Here is a 26,798-nt window from a genome sequence, read left to right on the forward strand (position 1 = left end):
ATCCGGGTGTCTAAGTTGGGGCTCCGGATGCTCTTCAAAAGGTGAGCCGGGGGGCTTTCGTCCCCCGGCTTCCTGCCGCCGAGGATCGCAGGCAACCGATCCGCGGTGAAGACCTGAGGGCGCGGCGGGCCAGCAACGAGGTTTTAGCATGCACTGGAACCCTTCGGACCATGACCGCGTGGTCGCGACCAGCGAGGCGGTGGCTTGCGAATTCGGCGCCGGACTGGCGCTGCTCCATCTCAAATCCAACGTCTATTACAGCCTGAACAGCGTCGGCGCCTTCATCTGGGAGCAGATCCAGGAGCCGCGATCGGTGCTCGATGTCCGCAGCGCCGTGCTTGCGCGCTACAATGTCGATGAGGAGCGCTGCAAGGCCGATGTCGAGGGATTGCTGATGGGGCTGACCGAAGCAGGGCTTGCGAGGCTCCACAGTGAGGAACTGGTCTAGGCTCCGCTCGCTGAGCGGCCGGGAGATGCTGTTTCTAGCGCGCTGCCTGACGGTGGTGGGCGTCGTGCGGCTCGCGCTGACGCTTTCCTCCTATAACCGTGTCCGCAGACTGGTCACAAGGCTGGACGCCAGACGCGACGCCAGCATTGCCGATCTGCGGCGGGTCGCCTGGGGCGTTGCCGCCGCCGCGCGCCTCGTGCCGGGCGCCACCTGCCTCACCCAGGCGCTTGCCGGGCAATATCTGCTCGCGCGCCAGGGCAGCGCCTCAAAGATCAGCATCGGTATCGAAAAGGGAACTGGCAGCGAGCTCAGGGCACATGCCTGGCTGATGAGCGGCAATCACATCGTGCTGGGCGGCTCGATCAACGGATTTGCCCATCTGGTCGACCATGGGTCGTGAGCGATGAGTGGCGTCGCTGGAGTTGTGCTTAGCGACAACGGCCGGCCGGCCGCGGCCAGCGATATCCAAGAGATGCTGTCGCGCATGCGCCACCGCGCTCGCGATGGTAGCTCATGGTGGGTTGACGGCAGCGTGGCGCTTGGCCACGCCTGGCTCGACACGACCGGCGAGGACGGTCCCGGTCCGCTGACGATGGCCGGCGGCAGGCTCGCCATCACCGCCGACTGCCGGCTGGACAACCGCGACGAGCTTCTGGCGCGGCTCGGGCTGCGCGACCGGTCGATCGCCGACGCGGTTCTCATCATGCGCGCCTACCTCAAATGGGGCGAGGCCTGCCCGACCTATCTGCAGGGAGATTTCGCTTTCGCGATATGGGACGGTGAGCAGCAGGCGCTGTTTTGCGCGCGCGACCATTTCGGCGTCAAACCCTTCTACTACCATTCGACCGGCAGGCGCTTCGCGTTCGCCTCGGAAATCGGACCGATCCTGTCGCTGGACGGTGTCGGCAGGCGCCTCAGCGAGCACCAGATCTCCGGATTCCTCGCCGGCTTGCCGGATGATCCGCAGGCCACGCCCTACGCCGAAATTTTCCGCCTGCCGGCGCGGCACGGCATGATGGTGGCGGACCGCAAGGTTACGCTGCGGCGCTACTGGCAGATCGAGCCGTCGCAACGGCCGTTGCGACGCGACGCGGCCGAAGAATTCAGGCACCTTTTCGCGCAATCGGTGGAGAACCGGATGCGTGGAACGTCGGCGGTTGGCGCCATGCTGAGCGGCGGGCTCGATTCATCCTCGATCGCCTGCCTCGCGGGCTTGCGGGCGGCCGCCAAGCGCAACCCGAAGCTCAAGACCTTTTCGCTGGTCTTCGACAAGGGTTCGTCGATGGACGAGAAGCCGTTCATCGACGCGGTGCTCGACGACAATCCGCTCGCCGCAACGCTGATCGCCGTCGGCAATTACGCGCCCTTCGCCGAATTCGAACGAATCCTGGAAGAGCAGGAAGGCACGTTCTTGGCGCCCGGCCTGTCCTTGACCCGCGATCTTTACCGGACGGCGGGCGCCAAGGGCGTCAAGGTGCTTCTCGACGGGCATGGCGGCGACGAAGTCGTCTCGCAAGGCCATGGGCACCTGCACGAGCTGGCCAATGCCGGCCGGTGGCTCGAGTTGTGGCGCGAGTTGCACAGCGCCGCCAACACCTATGGCGAAGGCATGCTCTCCCTTTATTTCAAGTTCCTGACCATCTATGGACCGGCCTGGCGGATCGCCAGGATGAGGGCCATGGCGAGAGGCCTTGTCGGAAGAATGCGGCGCGGGCCGGCGCCGGTGCGGCGGGCCGCCTGGGCGGCCCTCGTCAATCCGGATCTCGCCAGGCGCACCGATCTTGCAGAGCGCTTTCATCGCAGCGGCTCCATGCCGACCGCCGTCAGCGCGAGCGAAGCGCTGACGCACCGCTGGCTTCTGTCCACCGGGCTGGTGCCGCACGCCTTCGAAGTGCTCGACAAGGCCGCCGCCAATTTCGGCGTCGAGCCCCGCTATCCGTTCTGGGACAAGCCGCTCGTCGAATTCTGCCTGTCGCTGCCGGGCGAGGAAAAGCTCAAGGACGGCTTCGGCCGCCATGTGCTGCGCCGCGCCATGCAGGGCGTTCTGCCGCCGGCGGTGCAATGGCGGCGCGACAAGATCGATTTCACGCCCAACCTGATCAAGGGCATGCTCGGTAACCACCGCGAGCTTCTGGACCGGCTGCTGATATCGGAAAGCGCGCGGATCGCCCCTTATGTCAACCTGCCCGAGGTGAACGCGGTCTATGACCGCATTCTGCGCCAGCCCGAGCAGGCAACGCTGCCGGATGTCCAGCATGTCTGGCGCTCGGTGTCGCTGTCGCTATGGCTGCGGCAAGTTCAAGGAAGCCCGGCATGACTCTTTCGACCGCTTCCCTTGCGCGCCCCGAGCCGACAACCGAAACGCCAAGCGGACGCCACCGCCATTTCTATAAGGCCTACGGGCTGACCGTCAGCTCGGAGGTGGCCTTGCCGGAGCTGGAATCAACTGCGCCGGCGGCGCCGGACCTCGAGATCGTGGTCGGGCCGATCGACTTTCCAGACGCCCCGTCGCAGGGCGCCACGGCTTTTCGTTTCGTGCCGAGGCGCCAGTATCTTTCGTGGCAGGCTGTCGGCAGCTTCATGATCAGCGGCGCCAGGCGGATCGATGTCGATCCGGCGCCGGGTGTCGACGATCCGCTGCTCGCCTTCCCGCTGCTCGGACCGGTGATGGCGCTTGCCTTGCATCAGCGCGGGCTGCTCGTGCTGCATGCCAGCGCCGTTGCCGTCGATGGCAAGAGCGTGGTCTTCATGGGCGACAAGGGCGCCGGCAAGTCGACGACGGCGGGCGCGATGATCCGCGCCGGCCATCGGCTCCTGACCGACGATGTCGTGGCAATGGATTTGTCCGACCCGGACCGGCCGGTGATCCTGCCCGGGTTTCCGCAGCTCAAGCTCGCCGCCGATGCGGCAGACGTCATCCGTCTCGAGCAGGCGGACGTGCGGCCGCAGGTGCATCCGCAAATCGACAAGGCGCAGCATCGCCTGCGCGACGGCTTTGCCGCCGAGGCGGTGCCGGTTTCTCGCCTCTATGTGCTGGAGCGCGGCGAGCGGATGGCGATTTCGCCGTTGACCGGCACCGCGGCGCTGCCGGCGATCCTCAAATTCTCCTATGTCACGCGGTTCGGCCGGGAGGCGCTTCCCAGCGACTTTGCCGCCGCGCATCTGCGCCAATGCGCGCGGATCGCTGGGCGGATCGGCGTCGGTCGCCTCGAGGTGCCGGCCGGGCTCGACCGGATCGACGAAGCGGTCGCCGCGATCGAAACCGATCTGGCATCCGGGGCAAGGTGAGCCGGGACATGGGCTGGTCATCCAAGCTTCGCCTGTCGCTGTTTCGGGACGTCGCCGGCTTCGGCGCCATGGTGGCGCATGTCGGCGGGCGGCGCACGGCGACGGCGCTGACCTTCCTGATCCTGGGCAGTCTCACAGAGGGCATGTCGATCCTGCTGCTCGTTCCGCTGCTGCGCCTGATCGGCAAGCCCGATCAGGATTACGCGGTGCGGATGCCGGAGGCCCTGCATTGGCTGGCGCCCGGCGGAACGCTGTCGCTGGCGACCGTGCTCTCACTGCTCGTCGCGCTGGTGGCAATGCAAGCGATGTTCAACCGCTTCAAGTCGATCTACATGGCGCGGCTGCTCTACGACTTCGTCAACCGCGTGCGCATGAACCTGTTCGAGAGCGTCGGCAAGGCACGCTGGGGTGTTTTTACCCGCATCCGCAGCTCCGATCTCGACCATGCGCTGAACGGCGACGTCGATCGCGTGCAGGTGGCCGCCTTCTCGCTGCTGATGCTGACCCAGGCGACGCTGCTTCTGACCGGCTATCTCGTGGTGTCGCTGTTCATCTCGCCGGTGATGACGTCCTTCGCCATTCTCGCAGGCCTGGTGCTGCTGGTCGCGCTGCAACCGTTCCGGGCCCGCGCCAGCGCCTATGGCCGCACGCTGACCGGCAACCGCCAGGACCAGTATCGCACGGTCTCCGAGTTCCTCGGCGGCATCAAGGTCGCCAAGAGCCTGAACGTCGAGGCAAGCTATTTTGCCGAGCTCGGCGCGACGCTGGACAGGATGAAGGCCGACAACATCGCCTTTGTCCGCAACTCCTCGCTCGGCACCGCCCTGTTCCAGGTGGCGAGCGTGATCGGGCTCAGCCTGTTCATCTACATCGCGCTGGTCCGCTTCCACCTGTCTCTGGCCGAAATCGTCGTGCTGCTCCTGGTGTTCATGCGGGTCGCGCCGCGCTTCATGGACATGCAGCTTCAGACCCAGCAGGTGCTGATCAACCTGCCGGCCTACGCTTCGATGCAAAGCCTCCAGGCCCGCTTCGACGCCGAGCGCGAGCCGGAGCAGAACATGGCCGAGCAAGTCGCAGAACTGGCGCTCGATACCGGCCTCGACATCCGCGATGTGTCTTTCGCTTATGGCGAGGGCGACGGAAAACCGGTGGTCAGCGACATCACCTTCGGTCTGCCGGCCGGCAAGGTGACGGCGCTGATCGGCCCTTCCGGTTCCGGCAAGAGCACGATCGCCGACATGCTGCTCGGCCTGCTCGAGCCGACCAGTGGCCGGATCCTGGCAGACGGCGTGGAGATCACCGCACAGAATCGAAGGGCCTGGCGCGATCAGGTCGCCTATGTGCCGCAAGATGTGTTCCTGCTGCACGACACCATCGCCGCCAATCTGCGCCTTGCCGCGCCCGGGGCCAGCGACGATGCGCTGTGGACGGCGCTGCGCAACGCGCATGCGACCGATTTCGTCGAGCGGCTGGCACTACGGCTCGATACGGTGGTGGGCGACCGCGGCGTGCGGCTTTCCGGCGGTGAGCGGCAGCGCATCGCCTTGGCGCGGGCGCTGCTGCGCAAGCCGTCGCTGCTTATCCTCGACGAGGCGACGAGCGCGCTCGACTGGCAGAACCAGTCGCTGATCGCCCAATCGATCGAGGCGCTGCGCGGCCAGATGACGATTTTGACCATCGCCCACCGGCCATCGATGATCGCCTTTGCCGACTGGGTCGTGGCCATCGAGAACGGACGCATCGTCGAGGTCGGGCAATATCGGCGGCTGAAAGCAAAGGCCGGCAGCCGCCTTGCCAGGATGCTGTCCGGCGAGCAGGCCGAGCGCGAAGCGGCGCCGTCGGCAGACACGGAACTGGTTCTGGCGCCGGTCGAGCGATCAGTGGAGGCTGCGTCTGGCGCCTAGCTTTTCGCCGTCGGCGACCTTGTTCAGGATCGTGCCGCGGTCGGCTTCGCGGGCCTTGCCGGCTGATGTCGGCGAGGCCCGGCCAATCATGGCGAAGACCAGAAGGAAATAGCCGGCCTGGATGATGACGGCGCAGATGATGGCGCGCAGCAGGATTGTGCCCGGCGATGCGCCGTCGAAATACGACCAGCCGATGACGATCGCGAGAGCGAACATCATCCCGACGATGAATTTTGGTAGAGACATGTTCGCTGGCCCCTCAACCGAGACGAGCATGCAGAAGCTGCGACTTACCCACCCGCGTAACTCCCCGTTGCGCCAAAGAACTTTCTGGCTGCCCAATCCGGCCGGTTGCTTCCGGCCTTCCTTACCCATGCAGACTATGACAGGAACAATTTGCGACTCTATTAAGGCGGGCGGTCCGGAGCAAGGCCCGACAGGTATGGTTTCCAACGTTTTTACGAGATCGACTCTGGCATGGTGCGCCGCACACTCCGACGCCGTCAGCTATTCAGCAAGGCGACTGCCGCTCCAGTAAAACCTACGACTTTGAATAGTATTTTACCTGAATAACTTACCAATGCGAGTGCTTCCAGCGGCATGCAACCGCGATTCTTCTGCAGCAAAGAATGCACTGTCCAAAAATGGCCCAAAAGGTAGACTACATTTTCGCGGTTTTCTCTCACCTTGTCATAAACGCGCCACAAAGGTGAAAATTTGGGCAAGGCAGGTTTAATATTTAGTCAATTCATGACGTGAACATTTCATCGAGATGGGAAATTGTGTGTTGCGCTGCAGCATTTTTTTGATATCTTGCCGTAAACCATCCGTTCAACGTATGGAGCTTCTGCATGAGGGACGTCGCCAAGTCGGCTAATGCGGGTTTTGCGCAGGTCGGCGTTGATTTTCCACCCCCAATCGGCGGTCTGCTCAAACGCAGTTTCGATATCGTCGGTTCCGTGGCTGGGCTGGTTCTGCTCAGCCCGCTCTTCCTGATGGTCGCCCTGCTGGTCAAGCTTTCGGACAACGGTCCGATCTTCTATGGCCACAAGCGAATCGGCCGCGGCGGCAGGATTTTCTCCTGCCTCAAATTCCGCACCATGGTGACGGATGGCGAGCGCGTGCTCACTGCCTATCTGGCCGCCAATCCGGAAGCCAATGCCGAATGGATCGCGACGCGCAAGCTGAAGAACGACCCGCGCGTGACCCGCGTCGGCCAGGTGCTTCGCAAGCTCAGCCTCGACGAACTGCCGCAGATCCTCAACATCCTTCAGGGCGACATGAGCCTTGTCGGCCCGCGCCCGGTCGTGCGCGACGAGCTGGAGATCTATGGCAGCGCCGCGGTCTATTACCTGAAGTCGCGCCCCGGCCTCACCGGGCTGTGGCAGGTAAGCGGGCGCAACGACGTGTCTTACGACACGCGCGTCGCCTTCGACCGCCACTATGTCGAGAACTGGTCGATGTTCCAGGACATTCGCATCATCTTCAAGACCGTTCCTGCTGTGTGGATGTCGCGTGGCAGCTATTGACCGACGGACCTGCCCCTCGAACGCGGGGCGGACATCCGGCAGTGATCTCATCGGGCGGATGGGGCCAAAGCGGATCGGAAACGTTCATTTGACAAAACACCTCTTCGGACTGCCTTTCGCCTGCAGTCTCATGTCCAAAACCCCAGCCCGCTTCGCGGGCATCTTGCTTGCAGCGTCGCTGGCCATGCCGCATTTGGCGGCCGCCGGCGATTACCAGCTTGGCCCGCAAGACAAGCTCAACATCCGCGTCGCCGAATGGCAGACGGTCGACGGCACGTTCCGCGACTGGTCGGCCATCAATGGCGAATATTCGGTCGGCCCGGGCGGGACGGTCTCGGTGCCGTTCGTCGGCAACCTACAGGCCGCAGGCAAAACGACGGCCGAGGTTGCTTCGGCGATCGGGCTCGCCCTGCAGCGTAAGCTGGCGCTACCAGACAAGCCGGAAGCCTCGGTGGAGATGGCGCAGTTCCGGCCGTTCTACATTTCAGGTGAAGTCCAGAATCCTGGTCAGTTTCCCTTCGTGCCCGACCTGACCGTTCTCAAGGCTGTCAGCATTGCCGGCGGCATCCGGCGCAATGCCGACTATGGTCCGCAGATCGAAAAGGATCTGATCACCGCCAAGGGCAGCTATGACATCTATGACGACCAGCGCTTGCGGCTGATGGTCAAGCGAGCTCGTATCGACGCCGACCTCGCCGGGAAAACGACTTTCGAGGTGCCTCAGGAAATCCAGGGCGATTCGAGATTGCCGACTATCGTCGCCGACGAAACGGCGATCCTGGTTTCCGACCAGAAGTCGCTGAAGCTGAAGCTCGATGCGCTCGACGATCTGAAGGGTGTTCTGCAGTCGGAAATCGAATCGCTGCAAAAGAAGATCGCCAATCAGCAGAAGCAGGTCGACCTGGCGGCGCAGCAGGCCAACAGCATCGGTCCGCTGGCGCAGAAAGGCCTGATTGCCAATGCGCGATTGCTTTCCTCGCAGCAGACGGTCACCGACCTGCAGGGCAAGATCCTGGACTATGAGACGGCTATCCTCACCGCCAAGCAGTCGATCAGCAAGGCGGAGCAGGACGCCATCGATGCCCGCAACACTTTGGGTTCGAGCCTCACCGCCGATCGGCAGCAAACGGAAGCGAACCTAAATGAGGCAGCCTTGAGGGTCGGCATGCAGAAGGGCTTGATCGCCCAGGCATCGGACCCGGCAACGACTGCCGCCCTCACCGGCAGCCAGGAACCGCCCCTGCTCTATTCGCTGGTGCGGGTCGCCGACGGCAAGACGAGCGAGATCGAGGCCAAGGAAGATACGCCTGTGCTGCCGGGCGACGTGATCAAGGTGAAGCTGGCGCCGACGACCAGCCAGTAGCGTCGCCGGCAACGGCTTGCAAGCAACGAACCAAGGAATGGAGGCGGGAGGGACAAGTCAGGCTCGTTCGCGTCACGACGCGAGCGGGCGATCTGTTTTGGACCGCTTGAAGGCATAACATGCAGCCCGCAGCCCCGCGTCACGTGTACCTGAATCTCGACGCCATCCGCGGCGTGGCGGCGATCAGCGTCATGCTCTACCACTTCTCGCCGTTCCTGGCCGACGGCAAGGTGCTGCCGTCGAGCTATCTCGCGGTCGACCTTTTCTTCCTGCTCAGCGGCTTCGTCATAGCGCATGCCTATGACCGCAAGATCGAGAACGGCATGGGCTTCGGCTCTTTCGTGGCCATCCGCCTGATCCGGCTCTATCCGCTTTATCTCGCCGGCACGCTGCTCGGCTTCTTCTATCTGCTGGTCAAGAACAGGCTGATGCCGGCCGAATACATGCCGCTATCCGAGATCGGCATGCAACTGACGACCGGTATGTTCTTCATCCCGCTGGTGAGCGACGCCTATCACACGATCTTCCCGCTCAATCCGGCCTCGTGGTCGCTGTTCTTCGAGCTCATCGTCAACATCGCCTATGTCGCGGTCTTCGCGCTCTTGTCGCGGCGCGTGCTGACGGGGATCGTCGCCATAAGCCTCGTCTTGCTCGTCGTCGCCTCCATCTTCGCCGGCACGCTGGATTTCGGCATGACCGGCAGTACGATCCTCAGCGGCCTGCCGCGCGTGACCTTCTCGTTCTTCCTCGGCGTGCTGCTCTGCCGCTCGATGGCGCGCATCCAAGGCAGCCTCGGCTTCCTGCGGCGAGGCTTGTGGGTCGAAGGCGCGATCCTGCTCACACTTGCCGTCTTCGCCATTGCCCCGGCCGGCGGCGCACGCATTGTCTACGATCTTGCCGCGATCGTCATCGTCTTTCCGATCATGGTGGCGACCGGCGCCGTGGCGCCGACCGCGCCGCTTCTGTCAGGCTTCTATGGCTGGCTCGGGCGGATTTCCTATCCGATCTATATCATACACACGCCAATGCTGATGATCATCGCCGGGGCCGGAAAGGCCTTCTCGATCGATCCATTCGCGCATCATCCGTGGTTCGGCATCGTGATGGCGGCCCTGGTCATCGTCATCGCGGACATCGCCACGCGCGTCTATGACGAGCCGGTGCGGCGCTTCCTGCAGCGGCAGATGCAGCGCGCGCGGGCCGTGGCTTAGAGAAGGGTCAACGGACAAAATCCGGTATGAAGATTCCGAAATCCATTCTGATCGATCCCGATCGCAACGAGACCTACGGCACCTTCGCTGTCGCGGTCTCCATGATCGCGTTCGCCTACTCGCCCAATTTCGGCCAGATCCTGATCCTCGCCTATTACGCCGTCTGGCTGCCGCTGCTGTTTGTCGATTACCGGCGCTTCACCTGGAAGCTCTCCAGCGCCTGGCTGCCCATCACGCTAGCGGCCTATGTCTGCTTCTCGGTGTTCTGGTCCCAGGCTGCGGGCATCAGCGCGCGCGCGGCGGTGCAATATTCCTCGCATATCGTCTGCGCCTATGTCGCGGCGCGCACCATCAGCGTGCGCACGCTGGTGGTGGGCTCGCTGATCGGTATCTTCGTCGTTTTGCTCTATTCACTGAAAGTCGGCGCTTACGCGCTCGACATCATGGACGGCACAGTCAATTTCGTCGGTGCCTTCGGCTCCAAGAACCAGGTCGGCTTCTTCGCCTCGCTGGGCATCTTCCTTTGCCTTGCCTTCCTGGTCTTCTATCGGCGCAATTGGCTTGGCTTCGCCTGGACCGCGCCAATCATGCTTTTGTCGGTCTACATGCTGGCAATCGCCCATTCGGCGACATCCGTGGCCTCGCTGCCGGCCGTGATCGGCATCGTGTCGCTGCTCACCATGAGCAAGGTGCTGTCGCTGCGGTATCGCCGAGTGCTGTTCGTTGTCGGCGCTGGCGCGCTGGTGATGGCTGTCGTGGCGGCGCTAAACCTCGGCCTGCTGGATGTCGTGCTCGGCATCTTCGGCAAGGATTCGACGCTCACCGGCCGCACCTATCTCTGGGAACAGGGCTGGGAGGCGGCGCAGCAGCATCCACTGCTCGGCTATGGCTACGCCGCCTACTGGGTGCAGGGCTTTGCCGATCCGGAACGGCTGTGGGCGGAATTCTATATCTCGACCCGCTCGGGCTTCCATTTCCACAACACCTATGTCGAGAGCCTAGTGGAAATCGGCTTCATCGGCGTCACCCTGCTCGCGCTGGTCATCCTGCGCGCTTTCTATGGGCACGTGTCGAAAGTGGTGTTCGGCGACTGGAGCGCCGATTCGGTGGTGCTTGCCGGCGCGATCGGGTTGATGCTGATCCGCTCCTTCTTCGAGGTCGAGATGCTCGGCCCCTACTTCATGGCGTCGTTCATCGTCTATTACGGCCTGTTCACGCTGAGCCCGTTGCCGGCTTTCCATCGCCGCAGGGCTGCCGTTCCCGCCGAAGACGATGGCCGCATGCCGGCGCCGATTTAGGCAGCCGTCGAGCGCGCGACGGCGGCCTGGATGAGCCGGTCGGCCAGGATCGCCAGGAAAGCAATCGACAGGCCGGCGATGAGGCCCATGCCCGCATCGGCCTTGCCGAGCGCGACATAGACCGCCTGGCCAAGATCGCGCGTGCCGACAAGGGCGGCGATCGCCAGCATCGACAGCGCCGCCATGATGGTCTGGTTGAGGCCGAGCATAACGACCGGCAGGGCGAGCGGCAGCTTGGCCTGCAGCAGCGTCTGCAATGGCGTCGCGCCCATCTGCTCGACAGCCTCGACGACATCGGCGCGCACGTGCCTGAGCCCGTGCTCGACATAGCGGATCGGCGGCACGATGGCGTAGAGCATGATGGCGATCAGCGCCGTGAACTCGCCGACCTTGAAGAACATCAGCGCCGGAATGAGGAAGACGAATTGCGGCATGGTCTGCAACGCGTCGCAGATCGGCTTCAGGATGCGCGAGACGCGGTCGCTGTGCGCCGCCCAGACGCCGAGCGAGCCGCCGATCAACAGGCAGAGCAGCACCGCCAGCGTGCAGAGATAAAGCGACTGCACCAGTTGCGGCCACAGTCCGTTGACCAGGATCAGCGCGAAACCGGCAAGGGCGAACAGGCCGAGGCGATAGCCCGCCACCTGTCCCGCAAGCAGCGCGACGGCGAGGATGAAGTCCGGCCAGGGCAGGCCGAGAAAGCCGGTATAGAGAATGACGCCAGCGGCCAAGACCACCAAGGCTTCCCGTGCACCGAAGCGTCGCATCGCCAGCCCGGCCACGGCCAGGACCAAGACGAAATAGACCGCTGCCATCGTTGGCGACAGCGCGAAGCCCCAGATGGCCGGCGTGGCCGCTCCGGAAATGCCGACCCGCATCGGCAGCAGCAGGCAATAGAGCACGGTGTTGCGCACGCCATCGAAGAACCACGCATAGTCGCGGACGATGCCGAGCAGCCATTGATTGACGCCGCCCATTTCAGTCCGCAGCGCGGTTTCGGGCAGGAATGTCGCCCCCGGCGCGACAAGGCGGATGACGATCGCCAAGGCAAGCGCAACCGCCAGCGACAGTACCAGCCGACGCGGCGTCATCCAGCGCATGGCGCGCGTCGGCCCGGTCTCCGGCGGCTTGGCGAAGCCGATGGTGAGGCGGTCGATAAGGATAGCGAGCAATGCGATGACCAGGCCGGAGAGGATGCTCTGGCCGAATTCGGCCTTGCGCATCGACGACAAAACCTCCCAGCCGATATCCTCGAAGCCGCCGATGATGGCGGCGACGATGACCATCGACAGTGCCGCCATGGTCGTCTGGTTGAAGCCGACGAGAAGCTGCGGCAAGGCCGTCGGCACCTCGACCTGCCAGAATTGCTGCCGGCGCGTGCAGCCGCTCATCAGGCCGGCCTCGCTGATTGCCGCCGGCACGCGGTCGAGCCCGAGCATGGTGTTGCGCACCGTCGGCGGCGTCGCGTAGATCGCCGAGGCGATCAGCCCGACCACCGGCCCGAAGCCGAACAGCAAAAGCAGCGGGATGAGATAGGCGAAGGCCGGCACCGTCTGCATCAGGTCGAGCGCGCCGTTGAGCACCGGGCGCAGGCGCGGACGGGCATAGCCAAGCACGCCGAGCAGGAAGCCGAGCACGGTCGAGATCGGCACCGCCAGCAGCACCAGCGCAAGCGTGTTCATGCTCTGCGGCCAATAGCCGGCGAGCAGGATATAGGCGAGCGTGGCGAGCGCGAAGATCGCCAGCCTTTCGCCGCTCGACTTCAGCGCAAGCGCAGCGACAGCCAGCATCACCGCCGGCCAGGGCAGCCAGGCGAGCGCCAGCCGCGCGCCGCGCATCGGCGCGTCGAGCAAAGCGGAAAGCGCCCGGAACCCGGGCTGGATGACGGCGACGACCGCATCGGTCACCGCGTTGATGTAGGACGCAAGCGGCAGCGTCCATTGCTTGGGGAAATTGACCAGCCAGGGGAGCTCGGTTTTCAGAAGCAGGCAAAGGACCGTCAGCACGCCCAAGCCGCACCAGGGCAAAAGGGCCGGCGCGATGGCGAGCCTTCGCGGGGATCGTGCGATCGCGGCCGGCGCGGTCATTCGCGCGTGCGCCTTGCCTGCTCGCGCTCCAGCACGGCGAGCACCGCGCCGGCGCTGAGCAACGCCGGCGGATTGTCGCCCAAACCGGGGACGGTGAAGGCGCCGACGCCGGACGCGAGTTGCGGGATCAGAGCTTCGAGGCTGGTGTCGGCGGCGATGGTGCGTTCAGGCAGCGCCGCGCCGTTGGCGGGCGTGGCGATGTCGCCGGCCGTGATGACGCGCAGCAGCGGCATGTCCTCGGTGAACTGCGCGACATAGTCGTCGGCCGGATTGAGCACGATGTCGGCCGGGCGGCCGATCTGCACGATCTTGCCTGCCCGCATGATCGCCAGCCGGTCGGCGAGGCGGAAGGCCTCGGCGATATCGTGGGTGATGAAGATGATGGTCTTCTTCAGCATGCGTTGCAGGCGCAGGAACTCATCCTGCATCTGCTTGCGGATCAGCGGATCGAGCGCCGAGAACGGCTCGTCGAGGAACCAGAGCTCTGGGCCGACCGCGAGCGAACGGGCAATGCCGACGCGCTGCTGCTGGCCGCCGGAGAGCTGGTGCGGGAACGACACCTCGCGGCCTTCGAGCCCGACCAGCGCGATCATCTCGCGGGCGCGGGCTTCGCGTTCCTTCACCGGCTTGCCCTGGATCTTCAGTGGGAAGGCGACATTGTCGAGGACGGTGAGATGCGGCAGCAGGCCGAAATTCTGGAACACCATGCCCATGGCGTGGCGGCGCAGCTCGATCAGTTCCTTGCCGCTGGCGGCGAGAAGGTTCTTGCCGTCGAGCAGAATTTCTCCGGCGCTCGGCTCGACGAGGCGCGACAGGCAACGCACCAAGGTCGATTTGCCGGAGCCGGACAGGCCCATGATGACGAAGATTTCGCCGGTCGCCACCTCGAAGCTGGCGTCGACCACGGCCGGCAGATGCGCTTCAGCGCGCAAGCGCTCGGCCAGCGCGTCGGGATCGATGACATAGCCGCGCGAGTCGAAGTAATAGGCCGGCCGCCGGCCGTAGACTTTCCAGACATTGCGGCAGGCGAGCTTGATCGGGCCTAAGGCGGCGTTCATCGGATGCCATCCATGCGAATTGCTCGCCCGGCTCCGCGTACCGCGGAAGCCGGGCATCGATTGCTTTCAGCCTTTTCCAGGCATGGCGCCCGACTATCCCTTGGCGCCGTCGACCCAGGGTTTCCAGACCGCTTCGTTCTTCTCGACCCAGGCCTTGACCACCGCGTCGAGGTCCTCGCCCTTCTTATCGACGGCGAGCATCATCTTCTCCTGCTCGCCGGCGTCCATCTTGAACCCCTTGAGCAAGGCATAGGCCGCCGGCCATTTGGCGCCGAAGCCCGACCAGACGATCTTATCGACATCCGGCGGGGTGATGCAGTGCTCGTTGGTCTGCTCCTTGCAGGGCGGCATGGTCACCCAGCCGACATCGTTTTCGGCCAGCGCGTAGTGCGGTCCCCAGAACATCATCACCAACGGCGTCTTGGCGGCTTCGGCGGCTTCGAGTTCGGCCACGAGCGCGCCCTCGGAACCGGAGGGAACGGCGGTGTACTGCATGTTGTTGTCGGCAAGGATCGTGGCGGCGCGCGAGCCCCAGTCGGCCGGATAGTCGAGGAAGCGCGCATTGGGCGCGGTCTCCGGCGTCGACAGCGCCTTGATGCAGTCCGGCTTGTTGAGCGCATTCCAGTCGGGCAGGCCGGGGCAGACCGTCTCCATATATTTCGGATAGATCCAGCCCTCACGCGTCTTCAGATCGAGCTTGCCGATGTCCTCGATCTGCTTGGCGGCAAGCGTCTTCGGATAGATGTCGCCGACATTGTTCATCCACACCTCGACCGAGGCGCTGAGCGAGCCGTCGGCGAGACCGGAAAACTGCGGAAAGTTGCCGGCGGTGACATATTCGACTTTGTAGCCGAGCTTCTCCAGAAGCTGTCCGGCGATGTGCGTGGAGACGTGCGCACCGGTCCATTCCAACATGGCGAGCTTGATCGGCTCGTCCTTGGCGCCGAGTTCGGCGCTCAAGCCGGGCGTCGTGGCGGCAAGCACCAGCGCCAGGCCAATTCCTGCATTTCTCAGTCCGTTGGTTCCATTCGGCATGATCGTTCCCCTGTCTGGATGTTATGGTTCAAGTTTCATCCTTGATGGCGAGGCTGCCGCTAGCCTCCTTTCCGCGTTCCGCGCGCCACTCCCCTGGCCGCCGGAACAGTCCGTTACCGCGCAAAGCTGATGACGTACCTTCCTTTCGACCGGCCCTGTTCGAGGGAGACAAGCGCTTCCGACACGTCATCGAGCCCGATGATCTCGACGGTCGTCTCAAGTGGCTGCTCGGCATGCATGGCAACCAATTCGCGCATCTCCTGCCTGGTGCCGACGCTGGTGCCGGTGATGACGACGCCGGTGGCCGTCAGCCATTCCTGGATGAGCGGCACCGGCTGGAAGACCATGGCGGCGGCGATGATCCTGCCGCGCGGCCGGACGCCCGCGACCATCGCGTCCCAGGTCGCGGTGGTCGGCGCGAAGTTGATGCAGGCGTGGTATTTCTCGCCCTTCGCCGCCAACCGTGAAGGCAGACCGCTGTCGCCGATTTCGGTTTCCACCGCGCCATAGCGGCGGGCGACGTCCAGCTTCGCCGGATCGCGGTCGACCGCGAGCACATCGACGCCGAGCCGACTGGCGATCTGCACCGCGTAGAGGCCGAGGCCGCCGCAGCCGAAGACGATGCATTTTTCGCCGGCTTTGAGCCCGGCACGCTTCACCGCGCCATAGGCGGTGATGCCGGCGCACATCACCGGAGCGGTGCTCACCGGATCGATGGTACCGGGAAGCGCCACCGCGAAGCTCGCGTCGCAGACCACATATTCGGCGAAAGCGCCGGGCACGTTCAGGCCGTGGGCGCGATGGTGCTGGCAGAAGGATTCGTAGCCATCCAGGCATTCGTCGCAGCGGCGGCAGGTATCGTGGATCCAGGGCACGCCAGCGAGGTCGCCGAGCGACCAGCCGCCGACGCCCTCGCCGATCGCCTCGACGCGGCCTATGCCCTCGTGGCCCATAACGAAGGGCGATGCGGCATGCGGCGGAATGCTCTCGCCGCGCCAGATATGCACGTCGGTATGGCAAACGCCGCAGGCCTGCAGCCGCACCAGGATCTGGCCGAGACCGGCAATCGGGCGCGGCACGCTGGTGACGTCCAGCGGCTCGCCGTAACTGCCCAGCACCGCGGCCCGCATCGTTTGTGTGTGCGACGTCATCGATAGTCCGTCCGGCAACTGCTTGCCTTCGCAGCCTAGACCTGCGAAAATCATATGACAATACAAAAATTTGTTAGGGCGTACAAAATTTTCGTCGGATATACGAAACCCATGACGGCCAAAGCAAAAAAACAACGAACCCGCATCGAGGACATCAGGCGGGTCGAGCTGATCGAAGCGGCGCACCGCATCTTCCTGCGCGATGGGCTGAAAGGCCTGACGACGACCCGCATCTGCCACGAAGCCGGCATGTCGCAAGGCATCCTGACCTACTACTTCAAGGACAAGGATCAGGTTCTGTTCGAGATGGTGCGCTACGCCAACCGTGTCCTGATGGATGCGGTGGTGATCAATCTGCGCCAGGCCGAGACAAGATGGGATCGCCTCACGGCAATCGTCGACGGCAACTTCCCGGAAGAAAAATTCGAGCGCAACACGGCCAATGCCTGGGTGTCGTTCTATGCGGAAGCCGCGCACAATCCGCGCTATGCGCGGCTGCAGGAGCTGTTCTACAAGCGCCTGCGCTCGAACATCGGCTCGGCGCTGTCGCCGCTGTGGTCGAGAGAGGAAATCGACCACTTCGTGCGCGGCTTTGCCGCCATGCTGGACGGCTTCTGGCTGCGGCGCGGCCATTCGGACGACGCCATTTCGCATCTGGAGGCGAGGGCGCTGCTCGTCGAATATTCGGAAAAGATGCTTGGCGCGGCCATGGTGTCGAAGCTGAAGCGGCTTCAGCTGCAGGCGGCGTGACGTTTTGGAAGGCGTCGCCGGCTGCGAGCGGTTGCAAGCGCTCCATGCCAGCGCGGGTTTCACCATAAAGCTCCGCCGGTGATTTGGATGTTCTCCATGGTGATCCCCCTGGCCAGGTCAGAGCAGAGGAACACCGCGAGCGCGGCGATCTCCTCCGGTTGCATCATGCGGCCTTGGGGATTGCCTTTCCTGAATTCGTCCATCAGGTCCTCGGCGCTGCGGCCCTTGCCTTCGCGCTCGACGACCTGCGCCACGTTGCGGCGCATCAGCTCGGTCTCGACCCAGGTCGGGCTGATCATGACGCAGGTGACGCCATGTGCCGCGCCTTCGAGCGCGACGCAGCGGGTCAGCCCAAGCAGGCCGGCCTTGGAGGCGCAGTAGGCCGGATTGTCCTTCCAGCCGACGGAAGCGGCCGTTGAACCGATGTTGACGATGCGGCCCCAGCCACGCTCGATCATGCCGGGCAGGACGGCGCGCGTGGTGCGGAAGGCGCCGGTGAGGTTGGTGTCGACGATCTTGTCCCAAAGCTCGTCGGAATGGCCGCAGACCGGCTGCTCGGCAGTGGTGCCGGCGGCGTTGACGAGGATGTCCGCCGGCCCGATCGCCGCCTGGGCTTCGGCAAAGAAGAGGTTGGTGAGGTCACTGTCGCGCACGTCGAGATGCACGGCGTGCACCTTCGTGCCGTGGGCCGCAAGCGCCAACCTGACGCGTTCGATCTCGTCGGCGCCGGGATAATAAGCGGCGTCCACCCTGCCCGCCTGTGGCGGCGCTACATAGGAGCCGACGGCGACATTGGCGCCGGCCTTGGCCAGCGCCGTCGCAACGGCAAAGCCCATGCCGGAGAAACCACCGGTGACGATGGCGCTGCGGCCGGTGAGGTTGTTCATCGCAAACGCGCTCCGTGTTCACACTGCAAGATAGCCTCCGTCGACGACCATTTCGGAGCCGGTAACGAACTTCGATTCGTCCGAGGCGAGATAGAGGACCATGTAGGCGATGTCGCTGGGCTCGCCGAGGAAGCCGATCGGGTGGCGGGAAAGCGCCTTGGCCTTCTCCTGCTCGAGTTTTCCCAGATCGCGCAGATAGTTCTCGGTCTGCGGCGTCCAGATATAGCCGGGATGGATGGAATTGCAGCGGATGCCGTAGCGTTGTTCGGCGCAGTGCACGGCGACGGCCTTGGTCAAGGTGCGTACCCCACCCTTGGAGGCGCAATAGGCCGCAAGCTCGGCCTCGCCTATGATGCCGTCGATGGAGGAGAGATTGATGATCGATCCGCCGCCGGATTTCTTCATCAGCCTGATGGCTTCCTGGCAGCCAAGGAAGACGCCGTCGAGATTGACCGCCATAGTGCGCCGCCATTCGGCTAGCGTGGTGTCCTCGATATTTTTGGCGATGGCGATGCCGGCATTGTTGACCAGAACGTCGAGCCGGCCGAAGCGCTGCTCGATCGCGGCCATGAGGGCGGACCAGTCCTCGGGTTTCGACACGTCGTGGCGCAGCGCCAATGCCCCGCCGCCGGCCTTGACGATCTCCGACGCCGTATCTCCAGCCAAGGCTTCGTCGATGTCGCTGACGACAAGCCTTGCACCTTCGCCCGCCAGCAGAAGCGCGGATGCCCGTCCGAGGCCGAGCCCGGCCCCGGTTACGACCGCTACCTTGCCTGCGACGCGGTTCACAAAATCAATGTCCTTACAATGGTTTGCCCAGCCAGTCGCGGTAGAAACCTTCGAGGTCCGGTTCGAAGTCATGCACGATCGGGTAGCCGGGCGCGGCCGCTTCAACCTCATGCAGAGTCCCGCATTGCGGGCAGATGAACTCGCGGATCTCCATCCATTCCGGATCCGGCAGATCGCTGTTGGGATAGATTTCGCGCAGCGATTCCTCTGTGTCGCGGACGATGATCGCGGCCTTCAGCTTCCAGTTCTTGCGGTAGTCGCCGAAGCAATGGCCGCATTCGCATTTCGTCACCCGCTCCTCGCCGCTCTGGCAGATGAAGAGATGGTCGCCCACGGGGAGCAGGATCGGATCCTTCCAGCCCACACGGTCCTGCAGCACCGCGACATATTTGAAGAAGCGGTCATCGTCCTTATAGGCGCTCATGATGCGGCGCGTCTGCGGCCAGGGCAGCGTACCGCCAACCAGATCGGCGATGACTTCCTTGCTGTATGAGGTCATGGTCCTTACTCCACGCCGAAGGTCGATTTGGCATCGACATCCCAGAAGATCGAAAAGTCCCTGGTGAAGCGCGCGGAAAGCTTGATGGCGCTGGCATACATCTTCTTCACCTCGGGTGCGAAATCGGCCACCTTGACCCGTTCGCGCTCCTTGGCCACCCATTCCGACACCGGTCTGGCGCGTGCCAGGCGCTGTGCCCGCATATCGGCGCGGTGGCGCTTGGTGGCTTCCAGATTGGCGACCGGGAAGCCCTCCGCATCCTCATCGAGCATGATGCCGAAGATTCCTTCGGCCGCTTCCTTGGTGAGGAAGCCGTTCTCGACGTCCCAGGCGGTCTTGACCGGATCGCGCTCCAGTACGTCGCCATAGCCACCGCCGCCATTGTAGGAGTGGGTGAAGACATCGCCGGTCTTGTGCGGCGCTGTGATGTAGGGGCCCTCCATCGTCACGTGCCGGCCTTCGAGCCGCACCTCCAGCTCCGAGCGGTATGGATTGGTGCCGGTGTGGTGCGCCAACGGCGCGCCCTTTTTGGCAAGCTCGAAGATGTTGGTGTCGCGGACCGCGCGGTGCTTTTGGCAGGTCGGTGCCGGATAGCCGCCGCAGAGACCGCCATTGTCGAAGACGCGGGAGGAATGCTCGGACGTCACCAGCCGCAGATGGTCGGTCTTGGAAACCAGCCAGGTCGACAGGAAGGAACAGCCACCGCGATATTTACCGGCGCCGCCCGAATTGGGAACGATGGAGCGGCCGATATAGAGCATCGGCATGTTCTGTTCCCAGATCTCGATGTTACCCATGTCGGATTCCGGGTTCCAGCCGACATAGGCGGTGTCCAAACCGTCCTTGATCGCGAGCGCGCCGGAGCCGGCGGCGGCGCATTCGAAGTGCGCCATGCCGAACAAAGTGCCGTACTGGCTGGTGCCGCCCATCTCGATCATCGGACTGTTGACCTGGCCGACGAACGCTTCCTCGACAAAGCCGCGTGCGATGAAGGAGCGCGACAAGAGCCGCTGGAAGACGCCGTAAGCCGGCAAAAGAAGCGCCCAGGAGGTGGCGGTCGCCACCATCTCGTTGTCGGGGTTGGTCCAGGTGCCATGCGGCAGCTTCAATTCGGTCGCCATCCAGGCGCCGTCATTGACCAGGCCCTCGAAGTTCATGTGCTGGGTCAGCGTCACGAACATGCCGCCATCCATGCCGGCCGGCGTGCAGTTCATCGAATGGTAGCCCCAAGGCTGCGTGCCCTCGAAGTCCATGATGATCTTGCCGTCCGAGGTGATCTCCATCTCGATCGGCATGTTGTAGAGCCAGTCGGGATCGCCGAGCGGCTGGTAGCCAGGCTTGCCCGCTGTGACATGGCCATAGAAGGTGTGGCCGCGATAGATGCCGGGCACGGTGAGCTGGCGCGTGCGGGCGAGTTGGGCGCGGCGGCCTTCCTCGATGAACTCCTTCGACACCTGCATCCAGTAGTCCAGGCCGATCTCGTCGATCAGCGCCTTGACGCTCTCGCGCATGTCGATGCAGGAGGCGACCTTGGCCTTCTCGTCGAGCACCCAATAGATCGGCATGCGCAGATTGCGTTCGCAGCGGATGACATAGTCGCGACGGATCTCGTCATTCTCGCCGACCTTTTCGGCGCAGACGAACAGGCCTTCGGTGAAACGCTCCTGCGCCAGCGCCACGTCGCCGCCGGGCGTGATGCCGCCGGCCTCCAGCTCGTGGCAAACCGCCCCCGCCCAACCAACCAGTCTGCCGGAATGGAAGATCGGCACCACGTCCATCACATCGGGCACCTGCACGGTGCCGATGAAGGCGTCGTTGTTGGCGAAGATGTCGCCGTCGCGGATTTGAGGATTTTCCTCGTAGCCGTTGCGGATCATCCATTTGATGAAGCGGCTCATCGTGTGCACATGCACCATGATGCCGTTGGAGAGCGCGATCGCGTCGCCTTCCGGCGTGTAGATGGCGACGACCATTTCGCCGACCTCGCGCACGCCGGGCGAGGCGGAGATGCGGCGCGCCATCTCGCGCGCCGAGACACAGTAGGCGCGCAGCTTGGTGTGCAGCGTTTCGAATTTCAGCGGATCCTGGTTGCGCAGCTCCAGCTCGGTGATGCCGTCATAGCAGCCGGTCTCTTCCATCAGCCGCTCGGATTCGATCAACCTTTCGCGGATGCGCAGCGCAGAGGCGGGTTTGTCCAGCATGGCGTTCGCCCTTCTCAAGCGTGGGTGTAGTGCAGCAGCGTCCATTCATCGACATGGACGCGATCCTGCGGGTGGACGACGAGGGTGGTCGCCGGATGTTCGATGATGGCCGGGCCGATTACTTCGTGGCCGGGCTGCAAAAGGTCCATCTCGTAGAGATTGGCCTTGTGCCAGCGGCCGCCAATATAGGCCTCGCGCACACCCTTGTGGGCGGAACCGGGATCGGACTTGCCGAGCGGCCGCTTGAGCAGCACCGGCTTGACCTTGTCGGCGGTGGCGATCAGGCCAAGTTCGGTGATCGAGAAGCCGGCTTCGCCATAGCGCGAGACGCGATGGTTGACCTTGGCGTAGACCGCCTCGAATTCGGCGATGATTTTGCGCATGTCGTCGGCCGAGTGAAGCGCCGACAGCGGCGCCATCACCTCGACGTCCTCGAGCTGGCCGGTGTAGCGCATCATCAGGAACGGCACGGTCTTGATCTTCTCGCGCGCATGGCCGTCGGCGATCATTTCGTCGACCGCTGCCTTGGTGAGATCGTCCCAGACAGCTGTGACCTTCCTGCCGAAGGCGACCAACTCGTCGTCGCTCGCCCGCGCGCCGATGTCGATCTGCGTCGACACCGAATGCCGGCGCATGAAATCGGCGGTGGTGCAGCCGAACGCCGAGAAAGCGGCGGCGAACTGGAAGGTGATGATGTCCTTGAAGCCGATGCCACGTGAGCAGCCGGCGAGATGCAGCGGCCCGGAGCCGCCATAGGATAAAAGCGTGAATTCCGACGGATGGATACCCTGTCCGGAAATGACGCGGCGCAGCGCGTTGTTGGCGTCGGCCTCCAGCATGTCGATCATGCCTTCGGCCGCTTCCTCGACACCGACGCCGAGCAGGCGCGAGCATTTTTCCTCGAATGCTTTTCTGGCCTTCTCGACCTGCAGCACGACCTTGCCGCCGAGGAAATAGTGCGGGTTCAACCGGCCGAGGATGGCGTCGCAGTCGGCGATCGTCGGCTCGGTGCCGCCCTTGGCGAAGCAGATCGGGCCGGGATCGGAGCCGGCGCTTTCCGGTCCGAGCGAGACTTTCCTGGTCAGCGGGTCGACCTTGAGGATCATGCCCGCGCCGGCGCCGATCGTGTCGAGATGCAGCGTCGGCACGTTGAGCTTGAAGCGGTCCATCAACGGCTCGTTCTCGATCCGTGTCTGGCCACGGGTGATGACGCCCATGTCGAAGGAGGTGCCGCCCATATCCGAGCAGATCAAAGAGTCGTTGCCGATCAGCTTGCCGACATAGGCAGCACCGAGGATGCCGCCGATCGGGCCGGAAATCATCGTCTCGTGCAGGCGCGGATGGTTGATTGAGGTCAGGCCGCCGAAGGAGAGCAGCGTCTGCACGCCGTATTTGAAGCCGTATTTCTTCGAGACGTCCTCGATGCCCTTGAGCTGCTTGCGGCCGCGCGAGGTGGCATAGGCCTCGATCAGCACCGAGTTCAGCCGCGACTGCTCGCGGATGACCGGACGCACCTCATGGCTGGTGTAGACCAGGATGTCGGCGCCGGCGGCAGTGATCTCCTCGCGGCAGATCTCGGCGATGCGCTTCTCATGCTCCGGATTGACATGCGAGAAGACAGTCATGATGCAGATCGCCTCGACCTTGTCGGCAATCAGCTTCTTCGCCGCCGCATGCACCTCATGCTCGTAGAGCGGCAGGATGACGTCGCCGAACTGGTCTATGCGCTCGGTGACGCCGTGCGTGCGGCGGCGCGGCACCAGCGGATCGGGATGGTGGTGGGTGACCGCGTGCAAGCGGTCGGCGTAGGAATAGTCGGCCCAGGCCTGCAGGCCGCGGCCCATCAGGATCATGTCCTCCAGCCCCTTGGTGGCGATCAGCCCGAGCTTGCGACCGGTGCGCGACAACAGCGTGTTGAGCATGCCGGTGCCGGAATAGAGCACCACGTTAACGCCCGAGAACAGGTCCTGAAGCGAGATGCCCCAGGCATCGGCCGCGTCCTCGGCGGACGCAAGGAAGCCCTCGGCCTCGTCCTTCGGCGTCGTCGCCGACTTGCCGATCTTGAAGTGACCGTCCTGATCGACAAGGATCGTATCGGTCATGGTGCCGCCGGCGTCGATGCCGATGACGATTGGATTGGTAATGATCTGGTCCACGGGTCGCTTTCCCTTGCCGAGAATGACCACAGGCTAGATTCGATCGCCCGGATCGCGCCATATGCCTAAAGACACAATGACCGCGCGGCGCGGTTCGCCGAAAAAAGGGCATGCGCATGGGCAATATCTGGGCGCCGCTGGCCAAGGCGATCGCCGCCACCGGCACCGACCGGCATGTCGACTGCCTGATCGACCTGATCGGGGCGGACATCGCGCATGATTTGGTGACGGTCACCCGCTACTCGGCGACCAAGACGCCGGAATTCGTCAAGCACCGGCGCTTCTCGGACGAGATGGTGCGGCGCTATCTCGACAACTACTATGTCTTCGATCCCTTCTATGCCTCGTGGCGCAGCCAGCGCCGGCTCGGCATCATGCCGCTCAAGAGTCTGGCAGACGAGGAGGCCAAGCGCGGCCAATACATAGCCGGCTTCCTGGCGCAGTCGGAGATCTGCGACGAGGTCGGCATCATGCTTGCCGATGGCGGCGACTGGTGCCTCGGCATCTTCCTCGATCGCTCGACCTTGCCGTTCAAGGACAGCGAGATCGCGCTGCTCAGCGAGCGGCTGCCGGTGTTCGAGGCGCTGCATGCGCTCGACATCAAGGCGCGCGGCTCAGACTTTTCCCGCACCTCGGCGCCGAGCGGTCCCGGCGCCTCGCCGCAGCAGAAGCCGAGCATTCCGCAGAGCCTATGGCCCGAACTGTCGCTGCGCGAGCGCGAGCTGGTGCAGCTTATCCTCGCCGGCCACCCGACCGCCAACATCGCCGCGCGGCTCGGCATCACCGTCGGCACGGTCAAGAACCACCGCCGGCGCATCTACGAGAAGCTCGACATCACAACCGAGCGCGAATTGTTCCTTCAATTCTTCCAGCACCGTATCGATGCGTAGGATAACGCCAGCGTCTGCATCGCTCAGTCGTGCAGATCCCGCGAAATTGAAGGGCCGATGGTAAAGCCGGAAAACGTCACCTCAAAGCCTTCGCGCTGCGGCGAGCAGCACATCATGCCGACATCGACCGATTTCGAGATCGGGAAATAGGCCAGCCGCACCGGCTTCCAGTGCCCATCCGAGGCGTCCAGATACTGGATGCGGATCGCCTCGGCGTGACGGGTCAGGCGGATCCTGACGCCGTCCTTGCCGGCGGCGATGGCGACCAGCGACCAGTCGGAGGTGTCATTGGTGACGACGACGGAGAAGTAGGCCAGCCCGTCGGTGTATTCGATGCCGGCCTTGATCCAGTGCGTTTCGCTGAGGCGCAGCATCAGCCCCGCCTGATCGTAGAGCACCTTGTAATCGCCCCTGACGGTGACCTCGGCAGAGAAGTCACCCTCGACGGATCGGTAGAGGAAGTGGCCGTTGTCGCGCCAGAAGCCGTAAAAAGTCTCGCGCCAGAAATCCGTTTCCTTGGCCGTTCGAACGGTGAACGCCCCGTCGCCGAACGTATGGTGCGGCGGCGGGTTGAGCCACGTCATGCCGGCCACGCTCATCGATCTTCTCCCGGATTGGATTAGAGCAATTCCAGGAAAAGTGTGAGCGGTTTTCCGCCCGGAATTGCGTCAAAACAAAGAGATAGGGCGGTTCGCCGTTTCCGTGAAACGGCGAACCGCTCTAGCCGGCGAACGTATAGGCCGTCTTCACCGTGGTGTAGAACTCCATCGCGTAGCGACCCTGTTCGCGCGGGCCGTAGCTCGAGCCCTTGCGGCCGCCGAACGGCACGTGGAAATCGACGCCCGCCGTCGGCAGGTTGACCATCACCATGCCGGCTTCGGAGTTGCGCTTGAAATGCGTCGCATGCTTCAGGCTGGTGGTGCAGATGCCGGAGGTGAGGCCGAACGGCGTATCGTTGGCGACGCTAAGCGCCTCGTCGTAATCCTTGACGCGGATGACGTTGGCGACCGGGCCAAAGATCTCCTCGCGCGAGATGCGCATGGCGTTGGTCGAGCCAAGGAACAGCGCCGGCCGCAGATAGAAGCCGGGCGTCTCGCGCTCCAGCCGGTCGCCGCCGAAAGCGAGCTCGGCGCCTTCCTGGCGGCCGATGGCGATATAGTCCTCATCCTGCTTCAGCTGGGTCTGGTCGACGACCGGGCCGATCTGGGTCTTGGCATCGAGCGCATCGCCGATGACGAGCTTGTCCAGGCGCTCCTTCATGGCGTCGACGAAGCGGTCGTGGATGCCCTCGGCGACGATAAGGCGCGAAGAGGCCGTGCAGCGCTGTCCGGTCGAGAAATAAGCGCCGTTGATGGCGCAATCGACGGCCGTGCCAAGATCAGCGTCATCGAGCACGACGAGCGGATTCTTGCCACCCATCTCCAGCTGGAACTTGCGCATATGCTCGACGCTGGCCGCGGCGACGCGCTTGCCCGTGCCGACCGAACCGGTGAAGGAGATCGCATTGACGTCCGGGCTGTCGAGCATGGCCTGGCCGACCACAGAGCCCTTACCCATGACGAGGTTGAGCACGCCCTTGGGCAGGCCGGCGCGGTGCAGGATATCGACGATGGTCCAGGCGCTTTCGGGCACCAGCTCGGCCGGCTTGAAGACGATCGTGTTGCCGTAAGCGAGCGCCGGAGCGATCTTCCAGGCGGGGATGGCGATCGGGAAATTCCACGGCGTGATGATGCCGACGACGCCGACGCCCTCGCGGGTCATCTCGACGCCGACGCCCGGCCGCACGCTCGGCACCATCTCGCCCGACAGGCGCAGCGTCTCGCCGGCGAAAAAATCGAAGAGCTGCGCGGCGCGGATCGTCTCGCCGACGCCCTCGGCCAGCGTCTTGCCTTCCTCGCGGGCCAGCGAGCGGCCGATCTCATCCTTGCGCGCCATGATCTCGTCGGAAGTTTTCTTCAGCACCGCGTGGCGGGCGAGCGGCCCGGAGCGCGACCAAGCCGGAAAGGCCGCCTTGGCGGCCGCGATGGCCTGCTTGGCCTGCTCCGGCCCGGCCGAAGCGTATTCGCCGACGACATCGTTGGTGTTCGACGGATTGATGTTGCGCGAGCCGGCCTCGCCAAGCCACTCGCCATCGATCAGGTTCTTACGCAGCACGGTCATCTTGTTTCCTTGAGTTTGGTCGCGGCAGCCGTCGGCCGGGTCAATTGTCAGACAAATGATATAGTCATTGTCCGACAGGAGGTCTACCCGCGAT

Annotated in this window: 23 protein-coding genes; 11 read left to right on the plus strand and 12 right to left on the minus strand. The window is 64.0% G+C overall.

Annotated features, from left to right (window positions below):
- The first annotated feature begins 148 nt into the window (after positions 1 to 148).
- From DPM33_RS08105 to DPM33_RS08125, 5 genes are read left to right on the plus strand one after another with little or no spacing between them, the layout of a single operon-like run.
- Positions 149 to 448: a PqqD family protein gene (locus DPM33_RS08105; protein WP_112096898.1), complete on the plus strand. Its 300-nt coding sequence runs from the start codon at positions 149 to 151 to the stop codon at positions 446 to 448.
- 25 nt (positions 449 to 473) lie between these two features.
- Positions 474 to 848 carry a lasso peptide biosynthesis B2 protein gene (locus tag DPM33_RS08110; protein ID WP_112096899.1) on the plus strand — a complete coding sequence of 125 codons (375 nt, stop codon included), beginning with the start codon at positions 474 to 476 and terminating at the stop codon, positions 846 to 848.
- Between the two features lie 3 nt (positions 849 to 851).
- The gene (locus tag DPM33_RS08115) at positions 852 to 2,765 is read left to right on the plus strand and encodes a lasso peptide isopeptide bond-forming cyclase (RefSeq protein WP_112096900.1); all 1,914 of its coding nucleotides are present in this window, start codon (positions 852 to 854) and stop codon (positions 2,763 to 2,765) included.
- Positions 2,762 to 3,736: a serine kinase gene (locus DPM33_RS08120; protein ID WP_112096901.1), complete on the plus strand. Its 975-nt coding sequence runs from the start codon at positions 2,762 to 2,764 to the stop codon at positions 3,734 to 3,736. Before DPM33_RS08115 ends, DPM33_RS08120 begins: the two co-directional genes overlap by 4 nt.
- A gap of 8 nt (positions 3,737 to 3,744) precedes the next feature.
- The gene (locus DPM33_RS08125; protein ID WP_112096902.1) at positions 3,745 to 5,640 is read left to right on the plus strand and encodes an ABC transporter ATP-binding protein; all 1,896 of its coding nucleotides are present in this window, start codon (positions 3,745 to 3,747) and stop codon (positions 5,638 to 5,640) included.
- Here the strand turns inward: DPM33_RS08125 and DPM33_RS08130 are convergent.
- Positions 5,614 to 6,015, minus strand: a complete 402-nt coding sequence (locus tag DPM33_RS08130) for a hypothetical protein (protein WP_245442047.1) — start codon at positions 6,013 to 6,015, stop codon at positions 5,614 to 5,616. The genes DPM33_RS08125 and DPM33_RS08130 overlap by 27 nt on opposite strands.
- Positions 6,016 to 6,491: 476 nt before the next feature.
- On the opposite strand from DPM33_RS08130, the gene DPM33_RS08135 reads away from it, so the two are divergent.
- The 4 genes from DPM33_RS08135 (at position 6,492) to DPM33_RS08150 (ending at position 11,041) form a co-directional block, all read left to right on the plus strand.
- Positions 6,492 to 7,169 (plus strand): sugar transferase, encoded by a 678-nt coding sequence (locus DPM33_RS08135; protein WP_112096904.1) that lies wholly within the window; start codon positions 6,492 to 6,494, stop codon positions 7,167 to 7,169.
- 130 nt (positions 7,170 to 7,299) lie between these two features.
- Positions 7,300 to 8,532 (plus strand): polysaccharide biosynthesis/export family protein, encoded by a 1,233-nt coding sequence (locus DPM33_RS08140; RefSeq protein WP_112097270.1) that lies wholly within the window; start codon positions 7,300 to 7,302, stop codon positions 8,530 to 8,532.
- Between the two features lie 119 nt (positions 8,533 to 8,651).
- Positions 8,652 to 9,743, plus strand: coding sequence for an acyltransferase family protein (locus tag DPM33_RS08145; RefSeq protein ID WP_112096905.1), 1,092 nt, complete (start codon positions 8,652 to 8,654; stop codon positions 9,741 to 9,743).
- A gap of 26 nt (positions 9,744 to 9,769) precedes the next feature.
- Positions 9,770 to 11,041, plus strand: a complete 1,272-nt coding sequence (locus DPM33_RS08150; protein ID WP_112096906.1) for an O-antigen ligase family protein — start codon at positions 9,770 to 9,772, stop codon at positions 11,039 to 11,041.
- On the opposite strand, the gene DPM33_RS08155 is transcribed toward DPM33_RS08150, so the two are convergent.
- The 4 genes from DPM33_RS08155 to DPM33_RS08170 form a co-directional block, all read right to left on the minus strand.
- Entirely contained in the window at positions 11,038 to 13,128 is a 2,091-nt protein-coding gene (locus tag DPM33_RS08155; RefSeq protein ID WP_112096907.1) for an ABC transporter permease, read from the minus strand. The genes DPM33_RS08150 and DPM33_RS08155 overlap by 4 nt on opposite strands.
- On the minus strand, positions 13,125 to 14,186 hold the full coding sequence (locus DPM33_RS08160) for a quaternary amine ABC transporter ATP-binding protein (RefSeq protein ID WP_112097271.1): 1,062 nt from the start codon (positions 14,184 to 14,186) through the stop codon (positions 13,125 to 13,127). The genes DPM33_RS08155 and DPM33_RS08160 overlap by 4 nt, the downstream gene beginning before the upstream one ends.
- 93 nt (positions 14,187 to 14,279) lie before the next feature.
- Positions 14,280 to 15,221 (minus strand): ABC transporter substrate-binding protein, encoded by a 942-nt coding sequence (locus tag DPM33_RS08165; protein WP_112096908.1) that lies wholly within the window; start codon positions 15,219 to 15,221, stop codon positions 14,280 to 14,282.
- Positions 15,222 to 15,334: 113 nt separating this feature from the next.
- Positions 15,335 to 16,372, minus strand: a complete 1,038-nt coding sequence (locus DPM33_RS08170; protein WP_167448991.1) for an alcohol dehydrogenase catalytic domain-containing protein — start codon at positions 16,370 to 16,372, stop codon at positions 15,335 to 15,337.
- A gap of 111 nt (positions 16,373 to 16,483) precedes the next feature.
- Between DPM33_RS08170 and betI the strand changes: the two genes are divergently transcribed.
- The gene (gene betI / locus DPM33_RS08175) at positions 16,484 to 17,122 is read left to right on the plus strand and encodes a transcriptional regulator BetI (RefSeq protein WP_167448992.1); all 639 of its coding nucleotides are present in this window, start codon (positions 16,484 to 16,486) and stop codon (positions 17,120 to 17,122) included.
- A gap of 59 nt (positions 17,123 to 17,181) precedes the next feature.
- Here betI and DPM33_RS08180 read toward each other — a convergent pair whose 3' ends face one another.
- From DPM33_RS08180 to DPM33_RS08200, 5 genes are read right to left on the minus strand one after another with little or no spacing between them, the layout of a single operon-like run.
- The gene (locus DPM33_RS08180; protein ID WP_112096911.1) at positions 17,182 to 18,009 is read right to left on the minus strand and encodes an SDR family NAD(P)-dependent oxidoreductase; all 828 of its coding nucleotides are present in this window, start codon (positions 18,007 to 18,009) and stop codon (positions 17,182 to 17,184) included.
- A gap of 18 nt (positions 18,010 to 18,027) precedes the next feature.
- Positions 18,028 to 18,798: a glucose 1-dehydrogenase gene (locus tag DPM33_RS08185; RefSeq protein WP_112096912.1), complete on the minus strand. Its 771-nt coding sequence runs from the start codon at positions 18,796 to 18,798 to the stop codon at positions 18,028 to 18,030.
- A gap of 13 nt (positions 18,799 to 18,811) precedes the next feature.
- A complete protein-coding gene (locus DPM33_RS08190) occupies positions 18,812 to 19,297 on the minus strand; it encodes an acetone carboxylase subunit gamma (protein ID WP_112096913.1) in 486 nt (161 codons plus the stop codon).
- 5 nt (positions 19,298 to 19,302) lie between these two features.
- Positions 19,303 to 21,498, minus strand: coding sequence for a hydantoinase B/oxoprolinase family protein (locus DPM33_RS08195; protein ID WP_112096914.1), 2,196 nt, complete (start codon positions 21,496 to 21,498; stop codon positions 19,303 to 19,305).
- 14 nt (positions 21,499 to 21,512) lie between these two features.
- A complete protein-coding gene (locus DPM33_RS08200) occupies positions 21,513 to 23,642 on the minus strand; it encodes a hydantoinase/oxoprolinase family protein (RefSeq protein WP_112097272.1) in 2,130 nt (709 codons plus the stop codon).
- A gap of 122 nt (positions 23,643 to 23,764) precedes the next feature.
- Between DPM33_RS08200 and DPM33_RS08205 the strand changes: the two genes are divergently transcribed.
- A complete protein-coding gene (locus DPM33_RS08205) occupies positions 23,765 to 24,544 on the plus strand; it encodes a helix-turn-helix domain-containing protein (protein WP_112096915.1) in 780 nt (259 codons plus the stop codon).
- A 23-nt stretch (positions 24,545 to 24,567) separates the two neighbouring features.
- Here the strand turns inward: DPM33_RS08205 and DPM33_RS08210 are convergent, their stop codons facing one another.
- Together DPM33_RS08210 and DPM33_RS08215 are read right to left on the minus strand one after the other, a co-directional pair.
- A complete protein-coding gene (locus DPM33_RS08210; protein ID WP_112096916.1) occupies positions 24,568 to 25,143 on the minus strand; it encodes a DUF1349 domain-containing protein in 576 nt (191 codons plus the stop codon).
- A gap of 121 nt (positions 25,144 to 25,264) precedes the next feature.
- Entirely contained in the window at positions 25,265 to 26,704 is a 1,440-nt protein-coding gene (locus DPM33_RS08215) for an aldehyde dehydrogenase family protein (RefSeq protein WP_112096917.1), read from the minus strand.
- Between the last annotated feature and the right edge of the window lie 94 nt (positions 26,705 to 26,798).

Source organism: Mesorhizobium hawassense (assembly GCF_003289945.1).
Lineage (GTDB): Bacteria > Pseudomonadota > Alphaproteobacteria > Rhizobiales > Rhizobiaceae > Mesorhizobium > Mesorhizobium hawassense.